Below are 26,906 nucleotides of genomic sequence, written 5' to 3'. Positions count from 1 at the left end.
ATTTATATGTGATATGGCCGGTCGCATTATTCAGATGTGAAAGTCTTATCCATGACGAAACCTCTCACCATTGCCGATCTGAAATCCCTCGCTCAGCGCCGCGTCCCCAAGATGTTTTTCGACTACGCCGATTCCGGCGCATGGACGGAACAGACATACCGGGCCAACGAAAGCGATTTCTCCAAGATCGGCCTGCGTCAGCGCGTGCTCGTCGACATGACGAACCGCACGCTCGAGACGACGATGGTGGGCCAGAAGGTCTCGATGCCCGTCGCTCTCGCCCCGACGGGCATGACCGGCATGCAGCACGCCGATGGCGAGATGCTGGCGGCGCAGGCGGCCGAAGAGGCAGGCGTTCCCTTCACGCTGTCGACCATGAGCATTTGCTCGATCGAGGACGTCGCCTCGGTGACGACCAAGCCCTTCTGGTTCCAGCTCTACGTCATGAAGGACAAGGACTTCGTGCTGAACCTGATCAACCGCGCCAAGGCCGCCAAGTGCTCGGCACTGGTTTTGACGGCCGACCTGCAGATCCTCGGCCAGCGCCACAAGGACCTGCGCAACGGCCTCTCCGCGCCGCCGAAGTTCACGCCCAAGCACATCTGGCAGATGGCGACGCGCCCCTTCTGGTGCCTCGACATGCTGCAGACCAAGCGCCGCTCCTTCGGCAACATCGTCGGCCACGCCAAGAACGTCTCCGACCTCTCCTCGCTGTCTTCCTGGACGGCAGAGCAGTTCGACCCGCAGCTCTCCTGGGCTGACGTCGCCTGGATCAAGGAACAGTGGGGCGGCCCTCTGATCATCAAGGGCATCTGCGACGTCGAGGATGCGAAGGCGGCAGCCGACACCGGCGCCGACGCCATTATCGTCTCCAACCACGGCGGCCGCCAGCTCGACGGCGCCCCCTCCTCGATCAGCATGCTGCCCGGTATAGTCGACGCCGTCGGCGACAAGATCGAAATCCACCTCGATAGCGGCATCCGCTCCGGCCAGGACGTGCTGAAGGCCGTGGCGCTCGGCGCCAAGGGCACCTACATCGGCCGCCCCTTCCTCTATGGCCTCGGCGCCATGGGCAAGGAAGGCGTTTTGCTGGCGCTCAGCATCCTGCGCAAGGAGATGGACGTCACCATGGCGCTTTGCGGCAAGCGCGACATCAAGGACGTGAACTCTTCGATCATCGCGGGACGGCAGTAGGCGCGATTTGAATCATACACATCATTGTGTATGATTCAGCCCGATCAAGGGCGCCAACGTTATTGCCCTGCTGCAGAAAGCCGGCTGGTTTGAGGTCAGCCGCAAGGCCAGCAATCGCCAGTGTCAGTCATGCCCAGTTCAAACATGCGGACAAGCAGGGCCGCTTGACGTGCCGCATCCCAAACGGGACATTCCGATCGGGACGTTGCGCAGCATCGAGAAGCAGTCGGGCCTGAAGTTGAGGTGATCATGCGCAACTATATTGGATTGATCCACAAGGACGCTAAGAGCGACTACGGCGTCTCCTTTCCGGATTTCCCCGGCGCCATCACGGCTGGCTCGACGCTGGACGAGGCGCGCGAAATGGCGGAAGAAGCTCTGGCTTTTCACGTCGAGGGATTGATCGAGGACGGCGAGACGCTTCCACAACCCTCCTCGCTCGAAACCGTCATGGCCAAACCCGGAGAATAAGGACGGCGTCGTTATCCTCGTCTCGCTGAAAGCCGCGTCCAGCAGGGCGGTGCGCATCAATGTCACGCTGCCGGAGGATGTTCTGGCCCGCATCGACGCGGTGGCAGCTGCTGCCGGCCTGTCGCGCTCGGCATTTCTCGCCAAGGCTGCGAAGCACGAGATCGAGCGCAACGCGGCGGCTTAGATCAGCGCCGACGCGTCTTTAACGGACGCCCTTGGCGAAGTCCTCGGGCTCGATGAGATCATGCTCTTCGTAGCGACCGTTCTTGACTTCCTCGAACGCCTCCATCAACCGCACCGCATTGGCCCGGGTGGACAGGAGATGCAGCGTCTCCATCATCCCCTCATACTCGTGCTTGTCCATCAGGATCGCCGATGGCTTGCCGCGGCGAACGATCTCGACGGCGACGCGGTGCTGCGAGACTTCGTCAAGAAGGCTGGCGAGGTCGTTTCTGGCTTCTGAAAACGTGACGGTGCGCATGATGATCCCCCGCAACGACTGTACGATGTACCACACAAGCCGTTGCGAATGTCAATTTGAGCGACAAGACGCCCGCGTTCGCCAAACGCCTACCGCACCCACCCCGTCGCCAGCGCACTCGCCCAGCTGTCGCGCCCGTTCTCACGCGCCAGCCGCGACATCGCCATGTGATCGTAGGCAACGGTCCGGAACTGCGGCGCGAAGCCGGACGCGGTCTTTTCGATGATGCAGTAGGAGGCCAGCGTATGTCCGGCCTCGACCTTGTGCTCATAGGGCGTGTCGTCGCTGTAGCCGGGGCAACCGACGCTGCCGGGATTGACGATCAGGCGCCCGTCGCTGAGGCGAACCATGCGCGGCACATGGCTGTGGCCGCAGAGGATCAGCGGCTGCTCGATTCCCTCGGCCAGCGCCTCGATCTCTTCGACAGGCTTCAGGAAGACATGACCGTCTGGTGAGACGGATTCGAGCCAATAAGTTTCGTCATGCCCGGGTGTCGCGTGGCAGAGATAGACCTCGTCGCGGTAGACGGCGCTGAACGGCAAACTCCGCAACCACCTGAGATGCGCTGCCGAAAGCTGCCCATAGGCGTGCTGCTCCCAGGAGGGCATGGCGTCGGCGGGGCTTTCGATCAGGTAGCGATCGTGATTGCCGCGCACCGTCAAAGCATTAAGCGACATCAGCCGGTCCGCCGTCTTGCCCGCTTCGAGCGGCCCGCTCAGGCAATCGCCGAGATTGACGATCTCTGTGATCCCCAGCGCTTCAATATCGGCCAGCACCGCTTCCAGCGCCAGATGGTTGCCATGCACATCGGCAATCGCGGCGAAACGCATGCCTCAGCTCCCGCGATAGGTCGAATAGCCATAGGGCGAGATCAACAGCGGCACGTGATAATGCGCGCTCTCGTCGGCGATGCCGAAGCGGATCGGCACGAGGTCGAGGAAGGCGGGATGCGGTAGCGCAGCACCAGTGCCGCGCAGATAATCGCCGGCATGAAACAGAAGCTCGTAGGTCCCGGCCTTGAAACTCTCGCCGACAAGGATCGGCCCGCCATCGACACGGCCATCGGCATTGGTGACGACGGTCTTCACATGCCGGCGAACCTCGGCCTCGATATGAAACAGCTCGATCTTCAACCCTTCGGCCGGCTTGCCGGAGGCGGTGTCGAGGACATGGGTGGTCAATCCGGTCATGAAATGGGCTCGCTGATGACAAAGGGAGTGTCGAAGAAATATTCTTCCAGATTGTTGCCCGGCCCGTCGCGATCGACAACCAGGAAATCGCCGACCGCGCTAAGCGACATCAAGGGATGATGCCAGACATTACGGGCGTAGTTCACGCCCTGATCGCCCCGCGCCAGAAACACCTGCGGACGCCCCGGCTTGCCGCCCTCGTCCTCCGACACGACGACCAGAAACGGTCGGCCGGAGATCGGCGAGAAACTCTGGCTGCCGAAAGGATGCCGCTCCATCATCCCGACCGTGTAGGGAAAATCGCGCGGCGGCCCGCGAAACAGGTTGATGATAACACGAGCGCCCTCTCCCACAACGTCGGCCGACGCCAGCGCATGAAACCGCTCCGTGGTGCCGTTGTTGATATACCGCATCGTATCAGGATCGGCTTCGATGACCTCGCCGAACGGCGCGAAGGCGGCTTTGGTCAGCGGCTGGATATCGAGGAAGTCTGTCACGTCATTCGCCTTGTATGCGCCAGTGGCGTAGGGATTCGAGATCGGAAATCAGCGTCTGCAGGTCACGCCGCACGGTGGTCCAGATCGCGGGCAAATCGGCGCGATAATAATCGTGAACCATAAGATTGCGCATGCCCCGGATCTGCGCCCAGGGTATCTGCTCATGCTCACGAGGAAATTCCGGATGGTTGCTGGCGATCCGCGATGCCGCCTCGCCGAGCAGCACCAGCGACATGGTCACCGCAAGCTGCGTGCGCACGTCGGACAGGAAGGCCTGCTCGTCCATGTCTTCGGTGAGCATCCGCGCCTGTTCGGCGGCGGCCTGCATCCTGCCGATATAATCGACCAGCCTCTCCGCGCTCATATACGGGTCGCTTCCAAAAGAACACGCTCGCGAATGTTCTCAGGCAGACCGCCCGGCGTCACCAGATCCACCTTCACCCCCAGAATATCCTTCAACTCTTCCAGCAATCCGCCGAGATCGAACAGAGACGTCCCCGGCAGCGTATCGACCAGAATATCGAGATCGCTATCGGCCCGATCTTCGCCTCGCGCCACCGAGCCGAAAACACGCGGGTTCGCCGCGTTGAAGCGCGCCGTCGCCTCGCGGATCGCCTGCCTGTTTTGCTCCAGCACTTCCGATGGTCTCATCGTCTTCTCACACTACCACTCTGCAAGAATAATGGACGAACTCATATCGGCTTGGCCTCTTCGAGAACGCGCCGCCGGACATCTTCGGGGAAGTCGCCCGGTATCATAAGATGAACATCCGTCCCCAGAATATCCTTCAACTCTTCCAGCAATCCACCGAGATCGAAAAGAGACGTCCCCGGCAGCGTATCGACGAGAATATCCAGATCACTATCCACCCTATCCTCACCCCGCGCCACCGAGCCGAAGACACGCGGGTTCGCCGCGTTGAAGCGCTTGGTCGCCTCGCGGATCGCCTGCCTGTTTTGCTCCAGCACTTCCGATAGTCTCATCGTCTTCGCTCCTGTGAGACGACTATAAGCGGCGGATCGAAAAGAGAAAAGTGGCCAGCATGACCGCCGGCTACTCACCCTGCATTCGCCAACTGCGAACCAAATCGAGCGCCGTCAGCAGATTGGGGACATCTTCCTTCGCGGTGGCCCACACCTTATCCAAATCGATGTCGAAATATTCGTGAGCAATGCGGTTGCGCATCCCCCGCATGGCGGCCCAAGGAAATTCCGGGTGCTCGGACACAAACTCCGGATGCGCTTTGAGCAACTGCGATGCGATTTCTGAAGCCATCAGCAGGCTCATGCCCACGGCCCGTTGCAGGACAAGATTATCGATGAACTCTTCCCTGCTGACGTTTTCGATCATGCGATGGGCATCGGCCGCCGCCTGCCTCATACGATCGAGAAGCTTGGCGATCCGCTCCGGGCTCATATCGGCTTTGCTTCGTTCAGAACCTCACGGCGCACATCTTCCGGAAAGTCACCCGGTGTCAGCAAGTGGACCTCAGTGCCAAGCATCATCTGATCGAGCGCATCCTGCAAACCGCCCAGCGTCAGCAGCGTGCTTCCGGGCAGCGCATCCACCAGAATATCAAGATCGCTATCCGCCCGATCCTCGCCCCGCGCCACCGAGCCGAACACACGCGGGTTCGCCGCGTTGAAGCGCTTGGTCGCCTCGCGGATCGCTTGCCTGTTTTGCTCCAGCACTTCCGATGGTCGCATCGCACTCGCTCCCTCTCGACGACTATAAGCGGCGGACGGACAAGAGAAAAGCGGCGCCATCAGCGCGAGGGCAGAAGCGCCTCGAGCCTCAGGAGCGCGATGCGTTCCACCTGCGCCGTCGCCGTTTCGAATTCCGCGTCGCGGCTGTTGTCGATGCGCTTTTCAAAGGCCGAGAGGATTGCCTGCTTGTCGAGACCCTTTACCGCGATGATGAAGGGAAAGCCGAATTTTTCGACATAGGCGCGGTTGAGTTCGGTGAAGCGCTGGTGCTCCTCAGGGCTCAGCCGGTCGAGGCCGGCGCCGGCCTGTTCCTTTTTGCTATCCTCGGTCAACTCACCGGCGATCGCCAGGCGGCCGGCGAGATCGGGGTGGGCGCGCAGAACGCCGAGGCGTTCCTCCGGGCTCGCGGCGCGGAAGATCGCCACCAGCGCCGTGTGCACGCGGTCGACGTCGAGTGTCTCGCCGACGAAACCGTCGTCGAAGGCGCGCTCGGCGATGAAGGGCGAGTGCTCGAAGACGCCGCCGAAGCGGGAGATGAACTCGTCGCGCGCGATCATCAGATGGCCTCCGGCTTGTGGTGCTTGTGCCAATGCTCGGCGATCTCGATGCGGCGCGGGATCCACACCTTCTCGTGCTCCAGCACATATTGCATGAAGCGCTTCAGCGCCGCCGCGCGGCCCGGGCGGCCGACAAGCCGGCAATGCAGGCCGATCGACATCATCTTCGGGCTGCCCGCCTCACCCTCTTCATAAAGCGTATCGAAGGCATCCTTGAGATAGGTGAAGAACTGGTCGCCCGAGTTGAAGCCCTGCGGCGTGGCGAAGCGCATGTCATTGGTTTCGAGCGTATAGGGAATGATGAGGAACGGCTTGTCGTCCACGCCCTTCACCCAGAAAGGCAGATCGTCGGCATAGCTGTCCGACGAGTAGAGAAAGCCGCCCTCTTCCTGCACCAGCCGCAGCGTGTTGTCGGATGGCTTGCCCTGGTACATGCCGTAGGGCCGCTCGCCTGTTAGTTCGGTGTGCAGCCGCACGGCTTCGAGAATATGCTTGCGCTCCAGCTCTTCCTGGAAATCCTTGTATTCCAACCAGCGGTAGCCGTGGCTGGCGATTTCCCAGCCGGCTTCCTTCATCGCCGCCACCGCCTCGGGGTTGCGCGCCATGGCCTGCGTCACGCCGTAGACGGTCGCCTGCACCTTGAGCTCGGTGAACATCCGCCAAAGCCGCCAGAAACCGGCCCGCGAGCCGTATTCGTAGATCGATTCCATGTTGAGATTGCGCTGGCCGGGCCATGCCGCCGCGCCGACGATCTCCGACAGCAGATTTTCCGAGGCCGCGTCGCCATCCAGAATGCAGCTCTCGCCGCCCTCTTCGTAATTGATGACGAACTGCACGGCGATATTGGCGCCGCCGGGCCATTTCGGGTCGGGGGTGTTGCGGCCATAGCCGACGAGATTGCGCGGGTAAGTCTCGGATACCATGAAATCACCTTCCAGAAAGTCGGCGAACGGTAACACCTCAAGAGCGAATGTCGAGGCGGAAACTGCGCAACAGAGTTTTGCCTTTGTGGCACAACCGCTTAGGCCGGAACGGGAACCCGCTCGCGCCGCGCGCTGACCTTGCCCATCGGATGCAGCGAATGCACCCGGAACGGCCCGCCATTGCCCTCTTCGACCATCAGCGCCACGTTCGATATCTTTACGGGATCGACGAGAACCGGCTCGAAAACGCTGCGCAGCGATCGCTCGATGCGCGACATGTCGACCAGGCTGACCGGTCCGGTCAAAGGCATGTGGAAGCGGAACTCGTCCATCACGTGGGGGCATCCCCAGCGATGCAGATTGGCGAACTGCGCCGCCGAAAGCCCATCCGGATCGCTGCGCTCGATATCGGCATCGCTGAGCGGCGCCCGGAACTGGTCGAACTGCTGCACGATCGAGGAGGCCAGATACTGGACGTTGTCGCAGGGAAGCGAAGGCACCAGGCTGAAGATGCTACCGGTGCGCGCAACCTCGAGCCGCGGAATGGAAAATGGCGTCAGCGTGCCGCAGAAGCGCATCAGTTCCCGCAGGAGTTGCGGCTCCGACATGTCGGTAGCAAGCCGGAATGGTGCCTTCAACGCGCCGTGAAAACCGTAGCGCCGCGGCACCGCCGTATGAAAGGCGACCTCGTGGATGCTGAGCCCGCGGATCGCCGTGGGCTCCACCATTTCGCCAGAAAACACGTTTCGGCCAAGCCAATTGGCAGCCGCATGCGACAGCGGGTCATTCGCGGCGGGCGTGAAGCAGATGGCGTATCGCATGCAATTTTCTCCGTCGGCACCAGGCGCGACTCGTCAGCGCGCCGCCGTTTTGCAAGCAGATAGGCGATTTGCATGACAGATTGACGAAGGACAGCGAGTGCTAATTCACGTTTAACGTGAATTGCCAAATATCTCGCGAAAGTGGCCGCTGATTTCAGGATCAAGACGGCGAAAAGCGGAAAAGCGTAGGCGAAACGAGAAAATTCAAGCGAGCGCGAGGCACTTTAGCGTGAAGCGACGTGAATATGATTGATCAGGTGAAAGCTCTCGGGCACCGCAAACGGTATCGCGCTGCCAGCTGCCATACGCACCACCGCCTCGGCGAGCCGGTGAGCTAGGCCGAAGCTGACCTTGAAGCCACCGGTCAGCGCCAGCAGTCTCTCATGCGCGGGATGCGGACCGATCATCGGGTCGCGGTCGATCGCCTTGGGGCGCAGCCCCGCCCAGCGCTCGAAAACGGGCGCATCGCGCAGCAGAGGCACCAGCGCCCGCGCCTTCTCGACCAGCACATCCAGCTGCCCGTCGGTCGAAAAGGGTGCGTCGAAACGGTTCTCGCTGGTGCTGCCGATCGCGACATGCCCGCCCTCATGCGCCACCACGTAGAGCCCGTCGCGGAAGATTGTCGGGAGGCCAGGATCGATATCGGCCTTCAGAAGCGCCGACTGTCCCTTCACCGGCTGGCCGAGCGGCTGTGTCAGGCCCGCCGTGTCGCGCGCCAGAAGCGGAAACGACTGGTAACCGGCCGCAATGATGCAATGTCCGAAGGCAATCGGCCCCTCATCGGTCTCGGCGATCCCGCGCTCGGCATCTATGCCGCGAACAGCTGAATTCTCGATGATGCGGATGTGTTTGGCGCGGCGGAGGAACGCTGCGAGCACACCCGTCAGCGATCGTGGCGCCACCCGGCCGGCCAGCGTGTCATGCACAAAGCCGCCCTCCATACCGGAAGCGTCCGGCCAGCCGGATACTGCGGGCGTATCGATCACATGCCAATGGAAGCGGCGCTCGCCGGCATGCCAATGGCTGTCGGCATCGGCTGAATGTCCGAGCGCGATATCGCGCAGATGCGGCTTGGGCAGCGGGATCAGGCGGCCGGAGCGACGGTAGCCCGTTGAGAGACCCGTCTCGGCCTCCAACCGCGCCACCTCGGCCTCAAGCGCCACGAGCGCATCGAACTGAAACTGCTTCTTCGGGTTCCATTTGTCCGGCATGTGCGGCATCAGCGCGCCGAGCAGGCCACCGCTCGCCCCACCTCCGAGCACGCCGGCATCGATCAGCACCGCGTCGATCCCCATGCGCTCGGCGTAGACGGCCGCCCAAAGGCCCATGATGCCACCGCCGACGATCAACAGTTCAGTGGACGATTGACCCGAGGGCAAGGCCGGACTATCGGCTGTTGACATGACAGACATCGATCCCGATCAGATTAATTTGGCACAGGCTGAGATAGCGAACCGGCCGCTTGAATGGCGCGACGGCGATATGCCCTATTCGCCGGCCTTTGGCGACCATTTTTATTGCCAGACCGACGGCCGCCTCGAATGCGGCCATGTCTTCCTCGCCGGAAACGGCCTGCTCGAGCGATGGGCCGAGGCGCAAAACTTCCTGATCGGTGAGCTCGGTTTCGGCACCGGCCTCAACTTCGCCGAGACCTTCAGGAACTGGAAGCTGGAGCGCGCGGAAGGACAGCATCTGCACTTCATGTCCTTCGAGCTCTACCCGATGCGGCGAGACGAGATCGACCGCGCGCTGTCGCACTGGCCGGAGATCGACGCCGAGCGCATCGCGCTGGTCTCGGCCTGGCCCGATCAGCCCGAGGGCACCTTGTCCTTAAAGCTCGACGAGCAGACCACGCTCAGCGTCGTCTGCGGTCGGGCGCTCGATGGCGTGGCGGCCGCTAAGGCCGGCTTCGATGCCTGGTATCTGGATGGCTTCGCCCCATCGCGAAATGCCGACATGTGGTCGCAGGAGCTGATGACGCTCGTCTGCGAAAAGACCGTCCCCAATGGCACCTTCGCGACCTACGCCGCCGCCGGTTTCGTCCGGCGCAATCTGGGCGCCGCCGGCTTTGCGGTCGAGCGCCGTCCGGGTTTCGCCGGCAAGCGCGAAATGCTCTGCGGCGTCAAGCGCGCCGAGGGTTAGGTCGAGATCCGGATCAGCTCAGCGAAATCCCGCTCGCGCGGCTTTCCTTGCCGAGCCAGAGTGCGATCTTTTCTTCCAGCAGTTCCGGGCTGATCGGCTTGGCCATGTAGTCGTCCATGCCGGCGTCCAGGCAGAGATCGCGGTCGGCGTCGAGCGCGTGCGCGGTGACGCCGATGATCGGCACGCGGTGCCCCTGCCCGCGCTCAAGCTCGCGGATGCGCCGCGCCGCGTCGTGGCCGTTCATCACGGGCATCGATACATCCATCATGATGATGCGCGGCGTATAGGCTTCCCAGGCCTCGACAGCCTCTTCGCCGTTCTTGACGACGAGGAAGTTGAGACCCGTAGCCTGCAGGATCTGCGTGAAGACAATCTGGTTGACCTCATTGTCCTCGGCGACGAGCACATCGATGAAGGACGGCGGCGCTCTTTCGTTGAGTGGTTCCGGCAATAATTCAGGTTCCAGCGGCGGCGCCTCGATGACGGGGCGCAGCGTCGGCGCCAGCCTGATACGGTTGGTCCGGACGACGTCGACGATGGTATTGCGCAGCACGTTGGCCCGCGCCGGCTTCATCAGATGCGCCTGGCCGTTCAGCGCCGCGAATTCCTTCTCGGTGCCGGAGATATCCATCGACGTCAGGAAGACGATCGGCAAGTCGGCGAAGCGTTCGTCGGCGCGCAGCAGGCGGGCGATATCGGCGCCGTTCATGCCGGGGATCTGGTAGTCGAGCACAAGCGCATCGATCGAAACACCGAGCGCGAAGGCTTCCTCCAGAATGGCGAGCCCCTCGACGCCGTCTTCGGCCGCCGCGCCATCGAAGCCCCATTGCGTGAGTTGCTCGGTCAGGATCTGGCGGTTGACGGCGTTGTCGTCGATGACAAGCACGTGTGCGCCGCGCACATTGACCGGCAGCGGCCGCGGCTCGGCCCGCCTGGCGCCGACGGTAAACGGCAGGGTGACGGTGAAGACCGAGCCTTCGCCGACAGCGCTGTCGACCTCGATATAGCCGCCGAACAGATCGACGAGACCGGCGGTGATCGCCAGCCCCAGGCCGGTGCCTTCGTGACGCCGCGTGGAGGAAGAATCGATCTGCGAGAACTTGCCGAAAATCTGGTCGAGTCGGTCCTTCGGCATGCCGATCCCGGTATCCTCGATGCGCAGCGTCGCCATGATCTCGTCGGCAGCACCCGCAACATAGCCGAGCTCGACCAGCACATGGCCCCGCTCGGTGAACTTGACGGCATTGCCGACGAGATTGGTGACGATCTGGCGAAAACGCCCGGCGTCGCCGATGATAGCGGCGGGCAGGCCCGGCATGACGCGCACCAGAAGCTCGATGCTCTTTTCCGCCGCCAGCGACGACAGAAGCGTCACCACGTCCTCGACGGCCTCGATCGGATCAAAGGTCACGCGCCGCAGCGTCATCTGCCCGGAATCGATCTTCGAGAAGTCGAGAATGTCGTTGATGATGGTCATCAGCGCATTGCCGGACTTGGTGATGATATCGACGAAGGTCTTCTGGCGCGTATCGAGATTGGTCTTCGACAGCAGTTCCGCCATGCCGAGAACGCCATTCATCGGCGTGCGGATTTCATGGCTCATATTGGCCAGGAACTCCGACTTCACCCGATCGGCGACCTCGGCGCGTTCAAGCAGGCTCTCCAGGTCGACTTCGCGGATCTTCATCGCCGAAATGTCGGTGAACAGCACGACCCAGTGCCGGCGCGCGCTGACCATGACGTCCATCTGCACCCAGCGGCCATCGGGCACACGAAACAGATGCGACGCCGGCTGGCCGTCGGCAAGCGCCTGGCCGATATCGTTGAGCAGGTGGTCGGCATCTTCCGAGAAATCACCGCGCGTGGCGCAGAAGGCCAGCATCTCGCGCCAGTTGCGCCCGACGGCGACGCGCTCGGATGCAAGGTCCAGCATCCCGGCCAGCGCATCGTTGCTGAGCAGGATTTCGCCATCCTGCAGCACGAGCAGCCCTTGCGACATCGCATGCGTCGCATCGCCCATCAGCTCGCCGAGGTTTTCGAGCTCTTCGCGGGCGGCGTGGATTTCACGCTCATGCCGGCGCACGGCCGAGACATCGGCATAGGTCAGCAGGATGCGATCCGTCGAGATCTTGCGGCTGTCGACCAGGAGAAACTTTTCGCCCCAGTTGATCTCGGCTGCCGCCGGCTGGTCGGAGCGGAACTGATCGGTGCGCCGCGCAAGGATTTCCTCGGCGGTCACGCCCGGCGGATAGCGCCCCAGCGTGTGGTTGTATTCGACGAGCTCGGCAAAGCCCTTGCCGTCGAACAGGCCTTCGGGCAGCTCGGAGATCGTGTAGAAGGCATGGTTGCCATAACGGATCGTGAGATCGCTCTCGAGGATCAGAACGCCGACCGGCAGCGAATTCAGCACGCGCGCCATGTCGCGATGGAGAATTTCGGTGTGCGCCTGCGCGGCGATGAGCGCGCTTTCGCGCTCCTTCAGCAGCGAGACATCCGAGTAGGACCCGACCGTATAGTGCCGGCCGTCGCCGCCATCGATCCGGTTGATCTGCGCGAGGATCGGATAAACCCCGCCATCCGCGCGAGGAACCAGGCTCTCGATATCGCGCGCCTCTCCCTTGGCCAGCGCCTGCACATGGCCGCGGCTCACCATGTCGCCGGACGCCGTGCCAAACATCTCGCGTTCGGTCTTGCCCAGCGACTCGGCGCGCGGCAGTCCCGTCAGTTGTTCGTAAGATGCGTTGGCATAAACCAGCCGGTGATCCTCGTCGCGCACGAAGGCGGCAACCGGAAGCGCTTCGATCACATCGCGCAGGAAGTCGATATCGGTGCTGTTGTCACTGAGCGCCCGCGTCGCCGGCCATTTCGGGCGCGCCGCCTTGCGTGCCTCTTCGAACATGCCGAGCACGTAGATCCGTTCCTCCGACAGCGCAAAGCTCTCGATCCGCACGCGGTCATGGAGATCGCCTGTCGCGTCGAAGCAGAGCGCACTTTCCTCGCTGCCGAACACCAGCGCGCGCCGCTCCTTGTCCTCGCGGTCCTGCTCTTCCGGACGGTCGAACAGCTCGCGGCTGCGCCGGCCGATAAAATCGGAAATCTCCTTGCCGAAGAAATCCGCATAGGCCTGGTTGACCGCGACATAGCGCAGCTCGCTGTTCTTGACATAGGCAGGGTTGTCCAGATCCGCGATCCGGCCGCATGCCAGTTCGAGAATGTCCCCGTTCGATCCCAAAAACACCTGCTCCACCATGAAAACACTAGGTAAATTGCTACGCCATCGACCATAGCCGAGAGGCGTTTAACAACGAATTAACCATGACCCGGCGAAACAAAAATAACGCTGCAAATTGAGAAGAGTAGAAGAAGAGCATGCTTGGTTGCAGCGGCTTATGCTCCTGTCATCGCCAAGCAACACCTCGAAAATCGTGCTAAAATCGCAGCCATTTCTTAGGCCGCAACGATCTTCTGCTGCCGGCCTCAAGAACAACTCTTCCGCTACAGGAGGCGAACATGTCCGTACTTCATAAAAGCATGGCAACCGGCTCTATCCTGCTCACGCTGACAGTGGCGACGCTGACATCAGCCTCGCCGACGATGGCGCATGAACATTACGCCTGGGGCGGCGCCGCGGCCGGGTTTGTCGGTGGCGTGCTGCTGTCGCAGGCGCTGCGCCCCTACCCCTACACATATGGCTATCCCGACGGCTACGGCTATCCTTATGCCTATGGCTATCGCTACGGATATCCCTATAGGGCATACCGGCCCTACCGCGCCTATCCGGTCTACCGCACGCATTATGTCCAGCCCTGTCGCACCTGCCATCTCGAATGGCGGCGCAACGGATGGGGTGAGGCCTACCGCGTTCGCGTCTGCCCGTACTGACATTTCAGCCGATCGCCCGACAACGGCGCGCGTGACACCTCGTCCGCGCCGTGGCCCTGCTCGGCCTTTTGCGCCCCTCCCCTTGACTTTCCGGCCGAACTAGACCAAATGCAGGCCAGCTTTCACCTTCCGGCCGCCGCGTGAGCGTGCCCCTGCCAGCAAATAGGATGCAGGAAGAAGGACAAAAGCGCATTTCGAATGGACCGCATCCCAAGGGACGCGGCAGAAGCGCTGGAAAGCTTTTTCCAACAAGACAAGTTCCCACTTCACGCGGGGTTCTTGACGCCAGAGTAACACCGGACCGCAAACCCGCGTTCCGGCGGTATTGTTTTGGCGCCCCTGAAAAGGTTATGACTTGACCAATTTTGAATCGCTTGGTGTCTCCAAGCCGATCGTCGCCACACTGTTCCAGCTCGGTATCGAAACGCCGACCCCCATCCAGGAAAAGGCGATCCCGCTTCTTCTCGAAGGCCGCGACCTGATCGGCCTTGCACAGACCGGCACCGGCAAGACGGCCGCATTCGGCCTGCCGCTGATCGAAAAGCTGATCCCGGAAGAACGCCGCCCCGACAACCGCACCACCCGTACGCTGATCCTGGCGCCGACCCGCGAACTGGTGAACCAGATCGCCCAGAACCTGAAGAACTTCCTGCGCAAGTCGCATCTGCGCATCAACGTCGTCGTCGGCGGCGTGTCGATCAACAAGCAGCAGCTGCAGCTTGAAAAGGGCACCGACATCCTGGTAGCCACCCCCGGCCGCCTGCTCGATCTCGTCGCCCGTCGCGCCATCGGCCTCACCGCCGTGCGCTACCTCGTGCTCGACGAAGCCGACCAGATGCTCGACCTCGGCTTCGTTCATGATCTCCGTAAGATCTCCAAGATGGTGCCGAAGCGTCGCCAGACGATGCTCTTCTCCGCCACCATGCCGAAGGCGATCGCCGATCTCGCCGCCGACTTCCTGACCGATCCGGTCAAGGTCGAAGTGACGCCTCCGGGCAAGGCTGCCGACAAGGTCGAGCAGTATGTCCACTTCGTCAACGGCAAGAACGACAAGACCGACCTTCTGAAGAAGTCGCTCTCCGAAAACCCCGATGGCCGCGCCATCGTCTTCCTGCGCACCAAGCACGGCGCCGAGAAGCTGATGAAGCATCTCGAGCATGTCGGCTACTCCGTCGCCTCGATCCACGGCAACAAGAGCCAGGGTCAGCGCGAGCGCGCGCTGAAGGCCTTCAAGGACGGCGACATCAAGACGCTGATCGCGACCGACGTCGCCGCTCGCGGCATCGACATCCCGGCTGTCAGCCACGTCTACAACTACGATCTGCCTGAAGTGCCCGACGCCTACGTCCACCGCATCGGCCGTACGGCCCGCGCCGGCCGCGATGGTATTGCGATCGCCTTCTGCGCACCGGACGAGACCCGTCTGCTGCGCGATATCGAGCGCCTGATGAACATCTCGATCGCGGTTGCCTCTGGCGAAGCCCCGGCCAACATGAACGCGGCGCCGAAGCGCGGCAGCGGCAATGGCCACCGTGGCCAGGGCCAGGGTCGTGGCGGTGAAGGTCGTGGTAGTGAAGGCAGGGGTGGCGAAGGCCGTGGCAACGCCCGCGCCGGTCGCCCCGAGCGCCGTCCGCGCCCGGAAGCTGGCGAGGAAGTCCGCGCCAACGAGGAACGCCGCGAGCGTCGTCCCCGTCCGGAACGCCAGACGCAGCGCAACGAGGATTTCCGTGGCCAGCGTCGCGGCGAAGTCGCGCCGGTCACGGCAGGCCCTGACAACGATCTCGCCTCGACCTCGGATTTCCGTGGCGCAGGCCAGGCCCGCAAGCAGCAGCGCCCGCAGCACGGCAACCACGCCCATGGCGACGCAAACCGTCACCAGCCCGGCGGCGGCGCCCGCAATGCCCCCCGCAACGGCCAGGGCCGTCCGGCCCGCAAGCATGGTGAAGACCGTGGCGCACAGCAGAATGCCGGTAACGGTGGCGGCGAACGCCGCGAAGGCAACGGCGGCAACCGCCGCGGCGGCCCCTCGCGCGGCGGCAATGGCGGCCAGCGTCGCGAACGCGCGTAAGCTTTAGACGCGATTGAATAACGAACGGCGGGAGAGATCCCGCCGTTTTTTTATTGGGCCTGCTCGCTGAGCTCTACTGCGCCTGCTTCCGCAGYGGCGCGACCGCCTGCCGGTTGGTCAGATAGACGCCGGTAACGACCACGATGGTGCCGATAATGAGCGGCAGGGTCAGCGGTTCGCCGAAGGCGATGAAGGCCTCCAGCGCCACGGTCGGCGGCATCAAATAAATCAGCGATGCCGCGCGCGACACCTGCCCGCGCCGGATCAGATAGAGCAGCAGCCCGACGCCGCCCATCGACAGGCCGAAGACCGACCAGACGAGGGCCGCGACCGCCGTTGCCGAGCCGTCAAAATGCATGCGCTCGAAGCTGAGCATCAGCGGCACGCTGACGATGAGCGCGCCGACATATTGCAGCGTCGCGATGGCAGGCAGATTGCCTGTTTGCAGGTGCTTCTTCTGGTAGAGCGTTCCATAGGTGACCGATGCCATCGCCAACAGGTTGATCGCAAGCGGCACGAGGGCATGGGCGAGATTGGCGTTGGCGGGGTCGAAAAGCTTCGGCGAGATGGCGATTGCGATCCCCACGAAGCCGAGCGCGAGCCCGGCCTTCTGCGCCGGTTGCAGCCTTTCGCCGATCAGAAGCGGCGCGGCCATCGCCGTCAGAAGCGGCTGCAGCGCCGCGATGATGCCGGAGATGCCGGCCGGCACCCCATTGGCGATCGCCCACCACAGGCCGCCGAGATAGAAAAGGTGAAGGAAGAGCCCTGAATAGATCGCTTTCCACATGACTGCCCTACCGGGCCATTGCACCCTGAGCACGAGACAGAGCGCCAGGAAGGCCAGCGCCGACAGCGCGAAGCGAATGGCGAGAAAGGTGAAGGGCTCGGAATGGATGGCCGCATATTTCGCCACCACCCAGCCGGTGGACCACAGGAGAACGAAGATGGCGGGTGCGAGGCGATCAAGCGACATGGGCGGCCTTGGAAAACGGAAATGGGGCGAGATAGCCGCTGCGGGTGCCGGCAGTCAAAGGCGAAGCGTTGATGCTTATTGTAAGTTTCGTTGAAGCCGTCGGAAAATCGCTCCAGCATCTCGATCGCCCGAAAATGAATCGCGTCGCGCGTGGAAAATAATCACATGCTCATGTTTTAAGCGACGAGATACAATTGCTCTTTGTCGCCCCGGCGCTACCTTCCCGGAAATGCTCAGTTTTTCGGCTATTTTCGCCGATAGCTATGATTTTATGAATCTTCCGTTTGAACTGAGCATGGTTCTTGCATTGCTTTCTCCGTTGTACTCAAATGAAGAAAAAAGGGGAGCCACACCTTTGGCATTTGATGAAATGATCACCGGGGACGAAAGCCCTCGACAGCCATATGAAAAATACTTTGAGTGGTACAATAATCAGGATCGCGCTCATCTGATCGCCAAATCCCGCGATGCGGAAAACATCTTCCGCAAGACCGGCATCACCTTCGCGGTCTATGGCCACGCCGACAGTTCCGAAAAGCTCATCCCCTTCGACATCATCCCCCGCGTCATCTCCGGCCGCGAATGGCGCAAGCTGGCCCAGGGCATCGAGCAGCGCGTCATTGCGCTCAACGCCTTTCTCGACGACATCTACCACAAGCAGGAGATCATCCGCGCCGGCCGCATTCCGCGCGAACTGATCGAAAAGAACGATGCCTTCCTGCCCGAGATGATCGGCTTTCGCCCGCCCGGCGGCGTCTACACCCACATCGTCGGCACCGATATCGTGCGCACCGGCGAGGACCAGTTCTACGTTCTGGAAGACAATGCCCGCACGCCCTCGGGGGTCAGCTACATGCTGGAAAACCGCGAGACGATGATGCACATGTTCCCGGAGCTGTTCCACGAGAACAAGGTGCGCCCGGTCGAGGATTACCCCTATCTCCTGCGCCAGTCGCTCGCCTCGCTCGCCCCTCCCGGCTGCAAGGGCAAGCCGCGCGTCGCCGTGCTGACGCCTGGCATCTACAACTCCGCCTATTATGAGCACTCGTTCCTGGCCGACACGATGGGCGTCGAGCTGGTCGAGGGGTCGGACCTTCGCGTGATCGACGGCAAGGTGAAGATGCGCACCACGCGCGGCTACGAGGCAATCGACGTGCTCTATCGCCGCGTCGACGACGACTTCCTCGATCCCCTGACCTTCCGCCCGGATTCCGCCCTCGGCATCCCCGGGATCATGGATGTCTACCGCTCCGGCAACATCACCATCGCCAACGCGCCGGGCACCGGCATATGCGACGACAAGGCGATCTATTCCTACATGCCCGAGATCGTCGAGTTCTACACCGGCCGCAAGGCGCTTCTGGAAAACGTGCCGACCTGGCGCTGTTCGGAGGCCTCCAGCCTGAAATACGTGCTGGAGCACCTGGAAGAGCTCGTGGTCAAGGAAGTGCACGGCTCCGGCGGCTACGGCATGCTGGTCGGCCCGACGGCATCCAAAAAGGAACGCGCCGATTTCGCCGAAAAGCTGCGCGCCAAGCCGAACAACTACATCGCCCAGCCGACGCTGGCGCTATCCACCGTCCCGATCCTCGTCAACAAGGGCATCGCGCCCCGCCACGTCGATCTGCGCCCCTACGTGCTGGTCTCCGACAAGGTGCAGATCATTCCCGGCGGGCTCACCCGCGTGGCGCTGAAGCAGGGCTCGCTGGTGGTCAATTCCAGCCAGGGCGGCGGCACCAAAGACACCTGGGTATTGGAGGATTGATCTGATGCTCGGAAGAACCGCAAACGGCCTCTACTGGATGTTCCGTTACTTCGAGCGCGCTGAGAATATCGCGCGCCTCATCGATGCCGGCATCCGCATGTCGCTGACCAGAAGCAGCGGCAGCGACGACAACTGGGACGGCGTGCTGCAGAGCGCCGGCGTCCGCGAAGCCTATGACGAGGGCCATTCGAAGCTGACCGGCCCTGATGCCATCGACTACCTGCTGCGCGACCGCACCAACCTGTCGAGCGTCATGTCCTGCGTGGATTTCGGCCGCAACAACGCCCGCATGGTGCGCACGGCGCTGACCCGCGAGACCTGGGAAGCGACCAACGAGTTCTGGATCGAGCTCAAGGAGCTGCTGTCCAAGCGGCTGAAGCCGGCCGATCTGCCGCAGGCGATCGACGTCATCAAGCACCGCGCCGGCCTGATCCGCGGCGCGCTGCACGGCTCGATGCTGCGCAACGAGCTCTACAACTTCGCCCGCATCGGCACCTTCATCGAGCGCGCCGACAACACCAGCCGCATCCTCGACGTGAAGTATTACGTGCTGCTTCCGGCCGTCTCCGCCGTCGGCACCTCGATCGACAACGTCCAGTGGGAATCGATCCTGCGCTCCGTCTCCGCCCACCGCTCCTATAGCTGGGCCTATGACGGCGAATATCGCGCCACCAACATCGCCGACTTCCTGATCCTCAACGGCCAGATGCCGCGTTCGCTCGCCTATTGCTACGAGAAGATCACCAGCGAACTCGGCCACCTCGCCACCGATTACGGCGAGCGGCTGAAGGCGCACGACACCGCCGACGCCATCCGCCAATCGCTGAAGAAGCAGGCGATCAAGGACATCATGGATCAGGGCCTGCACGAATTCCTCGAGGACTTCGTCTCACGCAACAACCAGCTCGGACAGGAAATTTCCGACGGTTACCGGTTCTACGCATAGGCGGGTCGCGACATGAAACTGAAGATTAGCCACGTCACCGAATACCGCTACGACGAACCCTCCGCCTTCTCGCTGCAGCGCCTCCGGCTGACCCCGCCATCCGGCCCGGGACAGCAGGTGCTGAGCTGGTCGCTGCACGTCGAGGGCGCCAAGCCGGAGGTCGAGTATGACGACCAGTTCGGCAACCACGTCAACCTCGTCTCGCTGGAAGGCGAGCAGCAGGTGACGCGCATCGTTGCCGAAGGAGAGGTCGAGACCCGGGACATGAACGGCGTCACCGGCCCGCACACCGGCTTCTGCCCGCTTTGGCTGTTCCTGCGCGACACGCCGCGCACCAAGCCCGGCAAGCTGGTGAAGGAGCTTATCAAGGGCGTCAGCGGCGACAACGAGCTTGGCCGCATGCATGCGCTGATGGGCGCGATCCACGAGACGGTGAACTACCAGCCCGGCACCAGCGACGTCGAAACCACGGCCGAACAGGCGCTGGAGAAGAAGACCGGCGTCTGCCAGGACCACGCCCATATCTTCGTCGCAGCCGCCCATGCGCTCGGCGTTCCCGCGCGCTATGTCTCCGGCTATCTGATGATGGAAGAAAAGATCGAGCAGGCGGCAACCCATGCCTGGGCCGAAGCGCATATTCCCGGTCTCGGCTGGGTCGGCTTCGATCCCGCCAACAAGATTTGCCCGGACGAGCGCTATGTGCGCATCGCCAGCGGCCTCTCCTACAAGGACGCAGCACCCGTATCAGGCATGCGCATCGGCACGCCGGGCGAAAAGCTGCAGGTGATCGTCAAGGTCGCGGACCAGGGGCAATCTCAGAGTCAGTCGCAGAGCTAGAAATCAATGGCATCGCCAGCAGGGTATCGCCCGCGGCGATCTCATCGGTAACGACATTAAACTGCGCCAGCCGCGCCGGGCCGAACGCCGTGGAGATCGCGACGTCGGTGGCATCGCGGCCGGTCGCCATCAGGATGCGGCCGATGCGCGGCGTGTTGTGGCGGGCATCCACCGTGTGCCAGTGGCCGCCGAGATAGACCTCGAACCAGGCGCTGAAATCCATCGGCGCTGGATCCTTCGGCACCCCGATGTCACCGAGATAGCCGGTGCAGTAGCGCGCCGGAATGTTCATGCAGCGGCAAAGCGTGATCGCCAGATGCGCGAAATCCCGGCACACGCCGGTCCTGTCCGTGTAGCCGCCATGCGCGGTGCGCAGCAGATCGGCGTTCATGTAGTCGAAGCGGATATGGCCGTGCACGAAATCGGTGATCGCCTGCACGCGGGTCCATCCGGGCGCGGTGGCCGAGAAGGTCTCCCAGGCGAAATCGGCGAGCCGATCCGTGTCGCAGTAGCGGCTGCCGAGCAGGAAGACGAGCACGTCGTCGGGCAGGTCCTTGATCTCGTGCTGCACGGCTTCAAGGGGTATCACATCAGGCTGGCCGCTGTCGTAAATGTCGAAGCTGGTCGAGATGGTGGTGATCCCCGCCGGCGCGACGATACGGGTGCAGGCATTGCCGAAATCGTCGATGTAGCCCCAGGCTTCGATCGGCTGGTCGAACTCCAGCACCTGCTCAGTCAAAAGATCGACCCGTCTCGAGGGATGGATGTTGAGCGTTAGAAGCATCGGCGTCGGTTGCACGCATTCATACCCTATCGTGAAACCGGCATGGATCTTCATGATCGTTCCTTCTCGAAAAGCGGCGCGGCGGCATTGGCGCGCTTTCAGGGAACGTCACCGGCACCGATCGGTTCCACGCTGGACCGCCGGTTCACGGCATCATGTTTCGGTGGTCACGTTGACCTGCACGAGCATGTCGCCGAAGTCGTCGCTGGTACCGTCATAGCTCCCCCAGAGCGGGATCGCCTGGTGTGGGTCGCGGGCGACGCCGACGCGGATGAGGTCCTGATTGCCGACGATGCCGTTGGTCGGATCGAACTCCACCCAGCCCGCGCCCGGCAGATAGACCTGGCACCAGGCATGCGTCGACCCGCCGCCGAGCGTGCGCGAGCCGTCGCGATCAGGCACATAGATGTAGCCGGTGACGAAACGCGCGGCGAAACCCAGAGACCGCGCCGCTTCCATCATCAAAAGCGCGAAATCCCGGCACGTCCCCTGTCGCCGCTGCAGCGTTTCCACAGGCGTCTGCGTGCCCCGCTCGACGCGCCGCGCATAGACGAAGCTCTGGCGGATCGAAAAGCAGAGCGTCATCAGGATATGCCCGGTCTGCACCGAAGTGCCTGCGCCGGTGAACTGCCTCGCCCAGTGCGCCACCGCCCCCTCGGGATCGTCATAAGAGCGGGCGATAGTGCAGCTGAGATCGGGAAGCTCGTCCTCTTCATAGGAGAAGGGATAGGTCAAAGCCTCGCTGTCCATCTCGAACTCGACGGGAACCTCGGGCGTATGATCCAGCCGGATGTTGGTCTCGAAGCGGAGATGATCTGACGCGCCCTCTATATCGACCAGCGCAATGCAATTGCCGAACACGTCGTGGATCCAGCGCACCCGCGCGGGCGTCGGCTCGACCACCATCGTCGCATCGAGCAGCCGCTGATCAAAGCTGTCACGCGGGCGAAACAGCACCCGATGCTGGCCGAAGGTGACCGGGCGCTTGTAGCTGTATTGGGTGATGTGCCTGACGGAATATACGGTCATGCTGCCCTCGCCCGCCACGGTCCGGGCGGACGCCCTGCTACTCGAACTCTGCTAATCTAACGCTTCTAGTCGAACGCTTTTAATCGAATTCTGGCACCTGCCCCGACTGGAAGAGAATGATCGACGGCCCCTGCTCGCCCACAGCGACATTGGCCTCACGGCACCAGACAACCACGCCGGCGTAGTCGTTGACCATCGTTTCGGCGACATAGACGGCCGTATCCTCGCCCTTCATCCGTCGCGGTTCGAACGCATGAACAAGAGCGCCGCTGTCATCGATGTTGAACGCGCTCAGCACAATCAATTTCCGCACTCCTGGCATTGACGCTCTCCTGCGGCGATAACGGCAGGACGCCCGTTTCGTTCCGGGCGACAGGCGGTCTGGACACGAAATATGGCCGAGATCGCTCAGCCCCTACGGGCCGCCTCGATCGCCGCGACGTCGATCTTGCCCATGTCCATCATCGCATCGAAGGCGCGCTTGGCCTCGGCGCCGCCGGCGTTCATCGCCTCCGTCAGCACGCGCGGCGTGATCTGCCATGATACGCCCCACTTGTCCTTGCACCAACCGCAGGCGCTCTCCTCGCCGCCATTGCCGACGATTGCGTTCCAGTAGCGGTCGGTCTCTTCCTGATCCTCGGTGGAGATCTGGAACGAGAAGGCCTCGTTGTGCTTGAACGTGGGGCCGCCATTGAGGCCGATGCAGGCAACGCCAGCGACGGTGAACTCGACGACGAGCACCTGCCCCTCCTTGCCCGAGGGATAATCCCCCGGTGCGCGCGTGATCTTCCCGACGGAGCTGTCAGGAAACGTCTTCGCGTAGAAGCGCGCTGCCTCCTCCGCGTCCTTGTCGTACCATACGCAGATCGTGTTCTTAGCCCTTGCGCGCTCCTCCCGCGTTCGTTGCCTATGTGAGGACACATAAGGCAGCGATATCAGTTGACCAGCACAATGGTCGCTTGGGAGCGGATCGTGAAGGCTCAGAGGCTCTCGTATTTTTCAGCCGTGCGGCGGGTCGCCAGCGAATAGAGCCAGTAGAACGGGATGAAGCAGACGAGGACGGCGATTTCGAGCACCGAATGGCGCGTCTCGCGAGCCTCTTCGACAGCAACAGGCGCCTCCGCCCTCACCTCACGCTGCGCGTTCTCGAGCAGACGGTTCACCAGCTGGCGATTGTCTTCCGTCTCGGTCCCGTCGGCGTCGTGATGGGTGGTCTTCGGCGCGGGCTTGCGCATGTCTGGCCTCGTCGTCATTTGCAGTGCGAGGTCAAGCTAACACGATTTTATTAAATCTTTAACTATAACTTCCCTGCTTCCCGCGCGCGGGGCGTGCGCTTCCCGGATACGGAAAAGGCGGAGCTTTCGCCCCGCCTCCTCGTCAATTCACCCGATCGAAACGACCGATTAGTGGCTGTCCTTGCCAACCGCGCTGCCGCGACATCCCTTGAGGAAGTCGAGGTCGGCACCGGTGTCGGCACCTTCGACGTGCTGCTGGTGCAAGAACGCATAACCCGAGGTCGGCAGCTCGTGCTGCGGCTTCCACTCAGCCAGGCGGCGCGCCATCTCTTCATCGGAGATATCGACATGCAGACGACGGTTCGGCACGTCGAGCTCGATCATGTCGCCGTTCTTGATGACGGCGAGCGGACCGCCGACGGCGGCTTCCGGCGAGGTGTGCAGAACGACGGTGCCATAGGCGGTGCCGGACATGCGGGCATCCGAGATGCGCACCATGTCGGTGATGCCCTTCTTCAGCACCTTGGGAGGCAGACCCATGTTGCCGACTTCGGCCATGCCTGGGTAGCCCTTCGGACCACAGTTCTTCATGACCATGACGCAGGTCTCGTCGATGTCGAGATTGTCGTCGTTGATCTTGGCCTTGTAGTCGTCGATATCCTCGAACACCACAGCGCGGCCGCGATGCGTCAGCAGATGCGGCGAAGCAGCCGATGGCTTCAGAACGGCGCCCTTCGGCGCCATGTTGCCGCGCAGAACGACGATGCCGCCGGACTGCGTGAGTGCCTTCTCGGCCGGCAGGATGACGTCTTCGTTCCAGTTGACGACGTCCTTGACCTCTTCCCACATGGTTTCGCCCGAAACGGTCAGCGCATCCTTGTGCAGGAGGCCAGCTTCGCCGAGGCGCTTGATGACGACAGGCAGGCCGCCAGCATAGAAGAACTCTTCCATGAGGTACTTGCCCGATGGCATCAGGTTGACGATGGTCGGCACGTCGCGGCCGCAACGGTCCCAGTCGTCGAGCGTCAAGTCGATGCCGACGCGGCCGGCCATGGCCAGCAGATGGATGACGGCATTGGTCGAACCGCCGATCGCCGCATTGGTGCGAATGGCGTTTTCGAAGGCCTGCTTGGTCATGATGTCTGATGGTTTCAGGTCGTCCTTGACCATCTGCACGATGCGGCGGCCGGTCAGCTGCGCCATCACCTTGCGGCGCGAGTCGACGCCCGGGATCGCGGCATTGCCGGAGAGCGCCATGCCGAGCGCTTCGGCCATCGACGCCATCGTGGACGCGGTGCCCATGGTGTTGCAGGTGCCCGACGAACGGCTCATCGAAGCCTCGGCTTCGAGGAACTCGGCCTGCGTCATCTCGCCGGCCTTCACCATTTCCGAGAACTTCCAGAGGTGCGTGCCGGAGCCGACGCGCTCGCCGCGGAAGTAGCCGTTCAGCATCGGACCGCCGGTTACGACGATCGACGGCAGGTCGACGGAGGCGGCCGCCATCAGCAGCGACGGCGTGGTCTTGTCGCAGCCGACCATCAGCACGCAGCCGTCCATCGGCTGGCCGCGAATGGTTTCCTCGATCGAGAGCGCCGCGAGGTTGCGGTACATCATCGCGGTCGGGCGGAAGGTGTTTTCGGATGCCGAGAAGACGGGAACTTCCATCGGGAAGCCGCCAGCCTCCCAGATACCGGCCTTCACCTTCTCCGCCAGTTCGCGCAGATGGCCGTTGCACGGCGTCATGTCCGACCATGTGTTGAGAATGCCGATGACAGGGCGGCCGTCGAACAGGTCGTGCGGGTAACCCTGGTTCTTCATCCAGCCGCGGTGATAGATGACGTCACGGCTGGTGCCGCCGTACCATTCCTGCGATCGAAGCTTGCGCGGCCATTCCGCTTTTTTAAACATTGTCTTCTGCCTTTTGAGGGATGCCGAGCCGTCCTCGCGACGGCCCGTATCGCTATTTTGACGTCAGGCCAGCGTGTAGCTGGTCTTGACGGATGTGTAGAATTCGGCGGCGTACTTGCCCTGCTCGCGCGGGCCATAGGAAGAGCCCTTGCGGCCGCCGAACGGAACGTGGAAGTCGACACCGGCTGTCGGGAGGTTGACCATCACCATTCCGGCTTCGGCGTTGCGCTTGAAGTGCGTCGCATGCTTGAGGCTGGTCGTCGCGATGCCTGACGATAGGCCGAACGGCGTGTCGTTGGCGGTGGCCAGTGCCTCTTCGTAATCCTTGACGCGAATGACCGAGACGACGGGTCCGAAGATCTCCTCGCGGGAGATGCGCATCTGGTTCGTGGCCTCGGTAAACAGCGTCGGCTGCAGATAGAAGCCGGGCGTGTCGCGCTTCAGGAGCTCGCCGCCGAAGGCGAGCTTGGCGCCTTCCTTTTTGCCGATCTCGATATAGTCGGTGTCGGTCTTCAGCTGCTTCTCGTCGACCACGGGGCCGATATGCGTGCCTGATTTCATCGCGTTGTCGACGATAAGCGTTTCGAGCTTGGCCGTAAGCGCTGCCACGAACTTGTCGTGGATGCCTTCGGTGACGATCAGGCGCGAGGAGGCCGTGCAGCGCTGGCCGGTCGAGAAGAAGCCGGAATTGGCGGCGGCTTCGACGGCGACATTGAGGTCGGCGTCGTCGAGAACGACCATCGGGTTCTTGCCGCCCATTTCCAGCTGGAACTTGCGGTTATGCTCGAGCGAAGCGGCGGCGACGCGTTTTCCGGTGCCGGTGGAGCCGGTGAAGGTGATGCCAGCGACATCGGGGCTGTCGAGCATGGCCTGGCCGACGACCGAGCCCTTGCCCATGACGAGGTTGAGCACGCCCTTCGGCAGGCCCGCGCGGTGGAGAATATCGACGATCGCCCAGGAGCAGGCCGGAACCAGCTCGGCCGGCTTGAACACGATGGTGTTGCCGTAGCAGAGCGCCGGCGCGATCTTCCAGGCCGGAATGGCGATCGGGAAGTTCCAGGGCGTGATGATGCCGATGACGCCGAGCGGGTCACGGGTGATCTCTACGCCGATGTTCGGGCGGACCGACGGAATGGTCTCGCCGGCAAGGCGCAGCACTTCGCCTGCAAAGAATTCGAAGATCTGGCTGGCGCGGATGGTCTCGCCGATCGCTTCCGGAAGCGTCTTGCCCTCTTCGCGGGCAAGCAGCGCGCCGAGCTCGTCCTTGCGCGCCATGATCTCGTCGCCGGCCTTCTTCAGGATGACGTGGCGTTCCCAGATGCCGGAGCGCGACCAGGCCGGGAATGCGGCCTTGGCGGCGGCAATCGCGTTCTTGGTGTCTTCGGCCGAACCATCGGCATAGAGGCCGACGACTTCGTTCGTATCCGACGGGTTGATGTTCTTGGTGGCGTCCGAGCCGATCCATTCGCCGGCGATCAGGTTCTGATAAATGGTCAT

30 protein-coding genes and 1 pseudogene are annotated in these 26,906 nt (G+C 62.6%); 9 read left to right on the top strand and 22 right to left on the bottom strand.

Going from position 1 to position 26,906, the window contains the following annotated elements; all coding sequences use genetic code 11:
- The first annotated feature begins 51 nt into the window (after positions 1 to 51).
- The 3 genes and pseudogenes from AC1DOG_RS00330 to AC1DOG_RS00320 all read left to right on the top strand — a co-directional run bounded on the left by AC1DOG_RS00330 (position 52) and on the right by AC1DOG_RS00320 (position 1,849).
- The gene (locus AC1DOG_RS00330; RefSeq protein ID WP_477926396.1) at positions 52 to 1,194 is read left to right on the top strand and encodes an alpha-hydroxy acid oxidase; all 1,143 of its coding nucleotides are present in this window, start codon (positions 52 to 54) and stop codon (positions 1,192 to 1,194) included.
- 43 nt (positions 1,195 to 1,237) lie between these two features.
- Positions 1,238 to 1,441 carry a type II toxin-antitoxin system HicA family toxin gene (locus AC1DOG_RS00325; protein ID WP_477926872.1) on the top strand — a complete coding sequence of 68 codons (204 nt, stop codon included), beginning with the start codon at positions 1,238 to 1,240 and terminating at the stop codon, positions 1,439 to 1,441.
- A gap of 2 nt (positions 1,442 to 1,443) precedes the next feature.
- Positions 1,444 to 1,849: pseudogene (locus tag AC1DOG_RS00320) on the top strand (type II toxin-antitoxin system HicB family antitoxin).
- Positions 1,850 to 1,867: 18 nt separating this feature from the next.
- Here AC1DOG_RS00320 and AC1DOG_RS00315 read toward each other — a convergent pair.
- The 13 genes from AC1DOG_RS00315 to AC1DOG_RS00255 form a co-directional block, all read right to left on the bottom strand.
- Positions 1,868 to 2,146 carry a type II toxin-antitoxin system Phd/YefM family antitoxin gene (locus AC1DOG_RS00315; protein ID WP_477926395.1) on the bottom strand — a complete coding sequence of 93 codons (279 nt, stop codon included), beginning with the start codon at positions 2,144 to 2,146 and terminating at the stop codon, positions 1,868 to 1,870.
- A gap of 89 nt (positions 2,147 to 2,235) precedes the next feature.
- A complete protein-coding gene (locus AC1DOG_RS00310) occupies positions 2,236 to 2,976 on the bottom strand; it encodes a metallophosphoesterase family protein (RefSeq protein ID WP_477926394.1) in 741 nt (246 codons plus the stop codon).
- Between the two features lie 3 nt (positions 2,977 to 2,979).
- A complete protein-coding gene (gene uraH / locus AC1DOG_RS00305; RefSeq protein WP_047506311.1) occupies positions 2,980 to 3,336 on the bottom strand; it encodes a hydroxyisourate hydrolase in 357 nt (118 codons plus the stop codon).
- The gene (locus AC1DOG_RS00300) at positions 3,333 to 3,833 is read right to left on the bottom strand and encodes an ureidoglycolate lyase (RefSeq protein WP_477926393.1); all 501 of its coding nucleotides are present in this window, start codon (positions 3,831 to 3,833) and stop codon (positions 3,333 to 3,335) included. Before AC1DOG_RS00300 ends, uraH begins: the two co-directional genes overlap by 4 nt.
- 1 nt (position 3,834) lies before the next feature.
- Positions 3,835 to 4,197 carry a HepT-like ribonuclease domain-containing protein gene (locus tag AC1DOG_RS00295; RefSeq protein ID WP_477926392.1) on the bottom strand — a complete coding sequence of 121 codons (363 nt, stop codon included), beginning with the start codon at positions 4,195 to 4,197 and terminating at the stop codon, positions 3,835 to 3,837.
- The gene (locus AC1DOG_RS00290) at positions 4,194 to 4,484 is read right to left on the bottom strand and encodes a nucleotidyltransferase family protein (protein ID WP_477926391.1); all 291 of its coding nucleotides are present in this window, start codon (positions 4,482 to 4,484) and stop codon (positions 4,194 to 4,196) included. The genes AC1DOG_RS00295 and AC1DOG_RS00290 overlap by 4 nt, the downstream gene beginning before the upstream one ends.
- Positions 4,485 to 4,525: 41 nt before the next feature.
- Positions 4,526 to 4,816 carry a nucleotidyltransferase family protein gene (locus AC1DOG_RS00285; RefSeq protein ID WP_477926390.1) on the bottom strand — a complete coding sequence of 97 codons (291 nt, stop codon included), beginning with the start codon at positions 4,814 to 4,816 and terminating at the stop codon, positions 4,526 to 4,528.
- Positions 4,817 to 4,886: 70 nt separating this feature from the next.
- Entirely contained in the window at positions 4,887 to 5,249 is a 363-nt protein-coding gene (locus tag AC1DOG_RS00280; RefSeq protein ID WP_477926389.1) for a HepT-like ribonuclease domain-containing protein, read from the bottom strand.
- Positions 5,246 to 5,539 carry a nucleotidyltransferase family protein gene (locus AC1DOG_RS00275; RefSeq protein WP_477926388.1) on the bottom strand — a complete coding sequence of 98 codons (294 nt, stop codon included), beginning with the start codon at positions 5,537 to 5,539 and terminating at the stop codon, positions 5,246 to 5,248. Before AC1DOG_RS00275 ends, AC1DOG_RS00280 begins: the two co-directional genes overlap by 4 nt.
- Positions 5,540 to 5,598: 59 nt before the next feature.
- Positions 5,599 to 6,096, bottom strand: a complete 498-nt coding sequence (gene uraD / locus AC1DOG_RS00270) for a 2-oxo-4-hydroxy-4-carboxy-5-ureidoimidazoline decarboxylase (protein WP_209235093.1) — start codon at positions 6,094 to 6,096, stop codon at positions 5,599 to 5,601.
- Complete coding sequence (gene puuE / locus AC1DOG_RS00265; protein ID WP_477926387.1) at positions 6,096 to 7,019, bottom strand: allantoinase PuuE; 924 nt, start codon at positions 7,017 to 7,019, stop codon at positions 6,096 to 6,098. Before puuE ends, uraD begins: the two co-directional genes overlap by 1 nt.
- 98 nt (positions 7,020 to 7,117) lie before the next feature.
- Positions 7,118 to 7,840 (bottom strand): DUF1045 domain-containing protein, encoded by a 723-nt coding sequence (locus AC1DOG_RS00260; RefSeq protein ID WP_477926386.1) that lies wholly within the window; start codon positions 7,838 to 7,840, stop codon positions 7,118 to 7,120.
- Between the two features lie 224 nt (positions 7,841 to 8,064).
- Positions 8,065 to 9,243, bottom strand: a complete 1,179-nt coding sequence (locus AC1DOG_RS00255; protein ID WP_477926385.1) for an NAD(P)/FAD-dependent oxidoreductase — start codon at positions 9,241 to 9,243, stop codon at positions 8,065 to 8,067.
- Between AC1DOG_RS00255 and mnmC2 the strand changes: the two genes are divergently transcribed.
- Entirely contained in the window at positions 9,242 to 9,982 is a 741-nt protein-coding gene (mnmC2, locus tag AC1DOG_RS00250) for a tRNA (5-methylaminomethyl-2-thiouridine)(34)-methyltransferase MnmC2 (protein ID WP_477926384.1), read from the top strand. The two genes, AC1DOG_RS00255 and mnmC2, sit on opposite strands and share 2 nt — an antisense overlap.
- Before the next feature lie 13 nt (positions 9,983 to 9,995).
- Here the strand turns inward: mnmC2 and AC1DOG_RS00245 are convergent, their stop codons facing one another.
- On the bottom strand, positions 9,996 to 13,214 hold the full coding sequence (locus AC1DOG_RS00245; RefSeq protein WP_477926383.1) for a response regulator: 3,219 nt from the start codon (positions 13,212 to 13,214) through the stop codon (positions 9,996 to 9,998).
- A gap of 278 nt (positions 13,215 to 13,492) precedes the next feature.
- Here AC1DOG_RS00245 and AC1DOG_RS00240 point away from each other — a divergent pair, with 278 nt between their 5' ends.
- Both AC1DOG_RS00240 and AC1DOG_RS00235 read left to right on the top strand, forming a co-directional pair.
- Entirely contained in the window at positions 13,493 to 13,864 is a 372-nt protein-coding gene (locus AC1DOG_RS00240) for a hypothetical protein (protein WP_477926382.1), read from the top strand.
- A 355-nt stretch (positions 13,865 to 14,219) separates the two neighbouring features.
- Positions 14,220 to 15,932: a DEAD/DEAH box helicase gene (locus AC1DOG_RS00235; RefSeq protein WP_477926381.1), complete on the top strand. Its 1,713-nt coding sequence runs from the start codon at positions 14,220 to 14,222 to the stop codon at positions 15,930 to 15,932.
- A 73-nt stretch (positions 15,933 to 16,005) separates the two neighbouring features.
- On the opposite strand, the gene AC1DOG_RS00230 is transcribed toward AC1DOG_RS00235, so the two are convergent.
- The gene (locus tag AC1DOG_RS00230) at positions 16,006 to 16,905 is read right to left on the bottom strand and encodes a DMT family transporter (RefSeq protein ID WP_477926380.1); all 900 of its coding nucleotides are present in this window, start codon (positions 16,903 to 16,905) and stop codon (positions 16,006 to 16,008) included.
- Between the two features lie 355 nt (positions 16,906 to 17,260).
- Here AC1DOG_RS00230 and AC1DOG_RS00225 point away from each other — a divergent pair, with 355 nt between their 5' ends.
- Genes AC1DOG_RS00225 through AC1DOG_RS00215 form a run of 3 tightly spaced genes read left to right on the top strand, consistent with a single transcriptional unit; the run spans position 17,261 to position 20,453 of the window.
- Positions 17,261 to 18,670 carry a circularly permuted type 2 ATP-grasp protein gene (locus AC1DOG_RS00225; protein ID WP_113012089.1) on the top strand — a complete coding sequence of 470 codons (1,410 nt, stop codon included), beginning with the start codon at positions 17,261 to 17,263 and terminating at the stop codon, positions 18,668 to 18,670.
- 4 nt (positions 18,671 to 18,674) lie between these two features.
- On the top strand, positions 18,675 to 19,616 hold the full coding sequence (locus tag AC1DOG_RS00220) for an alpha-E domain-containing protein (RefSeq protein ID WP_112943882.1): 942 nt from the start codon (positions 18,675 to 18,677) through the stop codon (positions 19,614 to 19,616).
- A gap of 12 nt (positions 19,617 to 19,628) precedes the next feature.
- Entirely contained in the window at positions 19,629 to 20,453 is an 825-nt protein-coding gene (locus AC1DOG_RS00215; protein WP_477926379.1) for a transglutaminase family protein, read from the top strand.
- Here AC1DOG_RS00215 and AC1DOG_RS00210 read toward each other — a convergent pair.
- The 7 genes from AC1DOG_RS00210 to AC1DOG_RS00180 form a co-directional block, all read right to left on the bottom strand.
- Positions 20,407 to 21,291, bottom strand: coding sequence for a transglutaminase-like domain-containing protein (locus tag AC1DOG_RS00210; RefSeq protein ID WP_477926378.1), 885 nt, complete (start codon positions 21,289 to 21,291; stop codon positions 20,407 to 20,409). The two genes, AC1DOG_RS00215 and AC1DOG_RS00210, sit on opposite strands and share 47 nt — an antisense overlap.
- Positions 21,292 to 21,390: 99 nt before the next feature.
- Entirely contained in the window at positions 21,391 to 22,266 is an 876-nt protein-coding gene (locus AC1DOG_RS00205; protein ID WP_477926377.1) for a transglutaminase family protein, read from the bottom strand.
- Between the two features lie 79 nt (positions 22,267 to 22,345).
- The gene (locus AC1DOG_RS00200) at positions 22,346 to 22,564 is read right to left on the bottom strand and encodes a hypothetical protein (protein WP_296434711.1); all 219 of its coding nucleotides are present in this window, start codon (positions 22,562 to 22,564) and stop codon (positions 22,346 to 22,348) included.
- Positions 22,565 to 22,674: 110 nt separating this feature from the next.
- Positions 22,675 to 23,187 (bottom strand): VOC family protein, encoded by a 513-nt coding sequence (locus tag AC1DOG_RS00195; RefSeq protein WP_477926376.1) that lies wholly within the window; start codon positions 23,185 to 23,187, stop codon positions 22,675 to 22,677.
- A 59-nt stretch (positions 23,188 to 23,246) separates the two neighbouring features.
- Positions 23,247 to 23,501, bottom strand: coding sequence for a hypothetical protein (locus tag AC1DOG_RS00190; RefSeq protein ID WP_477926375.1), 255 nt, complete (start codon positions 23,499 to 23,501; stop codon positions 23,247 to 23,249).
- Positions 23,502 to 23,669: 168 nt separating this feature from the next.
- The gene (gene araD, locus AC1DOG_RS00185; protein WP_018897238.1) at positions 23,670 to 25,409 is read right to left on the bottom strand and encodes an L-arabinonate dehydratase; all 1,740 of its coding nucleotides are present in this window, start codon (positions 25,407 to 25,409) and stop codon (positions 23,670 to 23,672) included.
- A 63-nt stretch (positions 25,410 to 25,472) separates the two neighbouring features.
- Complete coding sequence (locus tag AC1DOG_RS00180) at positions 25,473 to 26,906, bottom strand: aldehyde dehydrogenase family protein (protein ID WP_047506350.1); 1,434 nt, start codon at positions 26,904 to 26,906, stop codon at positions 25,473 to 25,475.

This window comes from Rhizobium sp. 01N48, from assembly GCF_056399145.1.
The sequence above is the reverse complement of the archived record's forward strand: the minus strand, read 5'-3'. Positions and strand labels throughout refer to the sequence as shown.

Excerpts from the sequence above, each read along its gene's own strand:
- AC1DOG_RS00330 (WP_477926396.1), top strand. The coding sequence starts at position 52 with ATGACGAAACCTCTCACCATTGCCGATCTGAAATCCCTCGCTCAGCGC.
- AC1DOG_RS00315 (WP_477926395.1), bottom strand. The coding sequence starts at position 2,146 with ATGCGCACCGTCACGTTTTCAGAAGCCAGAAACGACCTCGCCAGCCTT.
- AC1DOG_RS00310 (WP_477926394.1), bottom strand. The coding sequence starts at position 2,976 with ATGCGTTTCGCCGCGATTGCCGATGTGCATGGCAACCATCTGGCGCTG.
- uraH (WP_047506311.1), bottom strand. The coding sequence starts at position 3,336 with ATGACCGGATTGACCACCCATGTCCTCGACACCGCCTCCGGCAAGCCG.
- AC1DOG_RS00295 (WP_477926392.1), bottom strand. The coding sequence starts at position 4,197 with ATGAGCGCGGAGAGGCTGGTCGATTATATCGGCAGGATGCAGGCCGCC.
- AC1DOG_RS00290 (WP_477926391.1), bottom strand. The coding sequence starts at position 4,484 with ATGAGACCATCGGAAGTGCTGGAGCAAAACAGGCAGGCGATCCGCGAG.
- AC1DOG_RS00285 (WP_477926390.1), bottom strand. The coding sequence starts at position 4,816 with ATGAGACTATCGGAAGTGCTGGAGCAAAACAGGCAGGCGATCCGCGAG.
- AC1DOG_RS00280 (WP_477926389.1), bottom strand. The coding sequence starts at position 5,249 with ATGAGCCCGGAGCGGATCGCCAAGCTTCTCGATCGTATGAGGCAGGCG.
- AC1DOG_RS00275 (WP_477926388.1), bottom strand. The coding sequence starts at position 5,539 with ATGCGACCATCGGAAGTGCTGGAGCAAAACAGGCAAGCGATCCGCGAG.
- uraD (WP_209235093.1), bottom strand. The coding sequence starts at position 6,096 with ATGATCGCGCGCGACGAGTTCATCTCCCGCTTCGGCGGCGTCTTCGAG.
- puuE (WP_477926387.1), bottom strand. The coding sequence starts at position 7,019 with ATGGTATCCGAGACTTACCCGCGCAATCTCGTCGGCTATGGCCGCAAC.
- AC1DOG_RS00260 (WP_477926386.1), bottom strand. The coding sequence starts at position 7,840 with ATGCGATACGCCATCTGCTTCACGCCCGCCGCGAATGACCCGCTGTCG.
- mnmC2 (WP_477926384.1), top strand. The coding sequence starts at position 9,242 with ATGACAGACATCGATCCCGATCAGATTAATTTGGCACAGGCTGAGATA.
- AC1DOG_RS00255 (WP_477926385.1), bottom strand. The coding sequence starts at position 9,243 with ATGTCAACAGCCGATAGTCCGGCCTTGCCCTCGGGTCAATCGTCCACT.
- AC1DOG_RS00240 (WP_477926382.1), top strand. The coding sequence starts at position 13,493 with ATGTCCGTACTTCATAAAAGCATGGCAACCGGCTCTATCCTGCTCACG.
- AC1DOG_RS00220 (WP_112943882.1), top strand. The coding sequence starts at position 18,675 with ATGCTCGGAAGAACCGCAAACGGCCTCTACTGGATGTTCCGTTACTTC.
- AC1DOG_RS00215 (WP_477926379.1), top strand. The coding sequence starts at position 19,629 with ATGAAACTGAAGATTAGCCACGTCACCGAATACCGCTACGACGAACCC.
- AC1DOG_RS00210 (WP_477926378.1), bottom strand. The coding sequence starts at position 21,291 with ATGAAGATCCATGCCGGTTTCACGATAGGGTATGAATGCGTGCAACCG.
- AC1DOG_RS00205 (WP_477926377.1), bottom strand. The coding sequence starts at position 22,266 with ATGACCGTATATTCCGTCAGGCACATCACCCAATACAGCTACAAGCGC.
- AC1DOG_RS00190 (WP_477926375.1), bottom strand. The coding sequence starts at position 23,501 with ATGCGCAAGCCCGCGCCGAAGACCACCCATCACGACGCCGACGGGACC.
- araD (WP_018897238.1), bottom strand. The coding sequence starts at position 25,409 with ATGTTTAAAAAAGCGGAATGGCCGCGCAAGCTTCGATCGCAGGAATGG.
- AC1DOG_RS00180 (WP_047506350.1), bottom strand. The coding sequence starts at position 26,906 with ATGACCATTTATCAGAACCTGATCGCCGGCGAATGGATCGGCTCGGAC.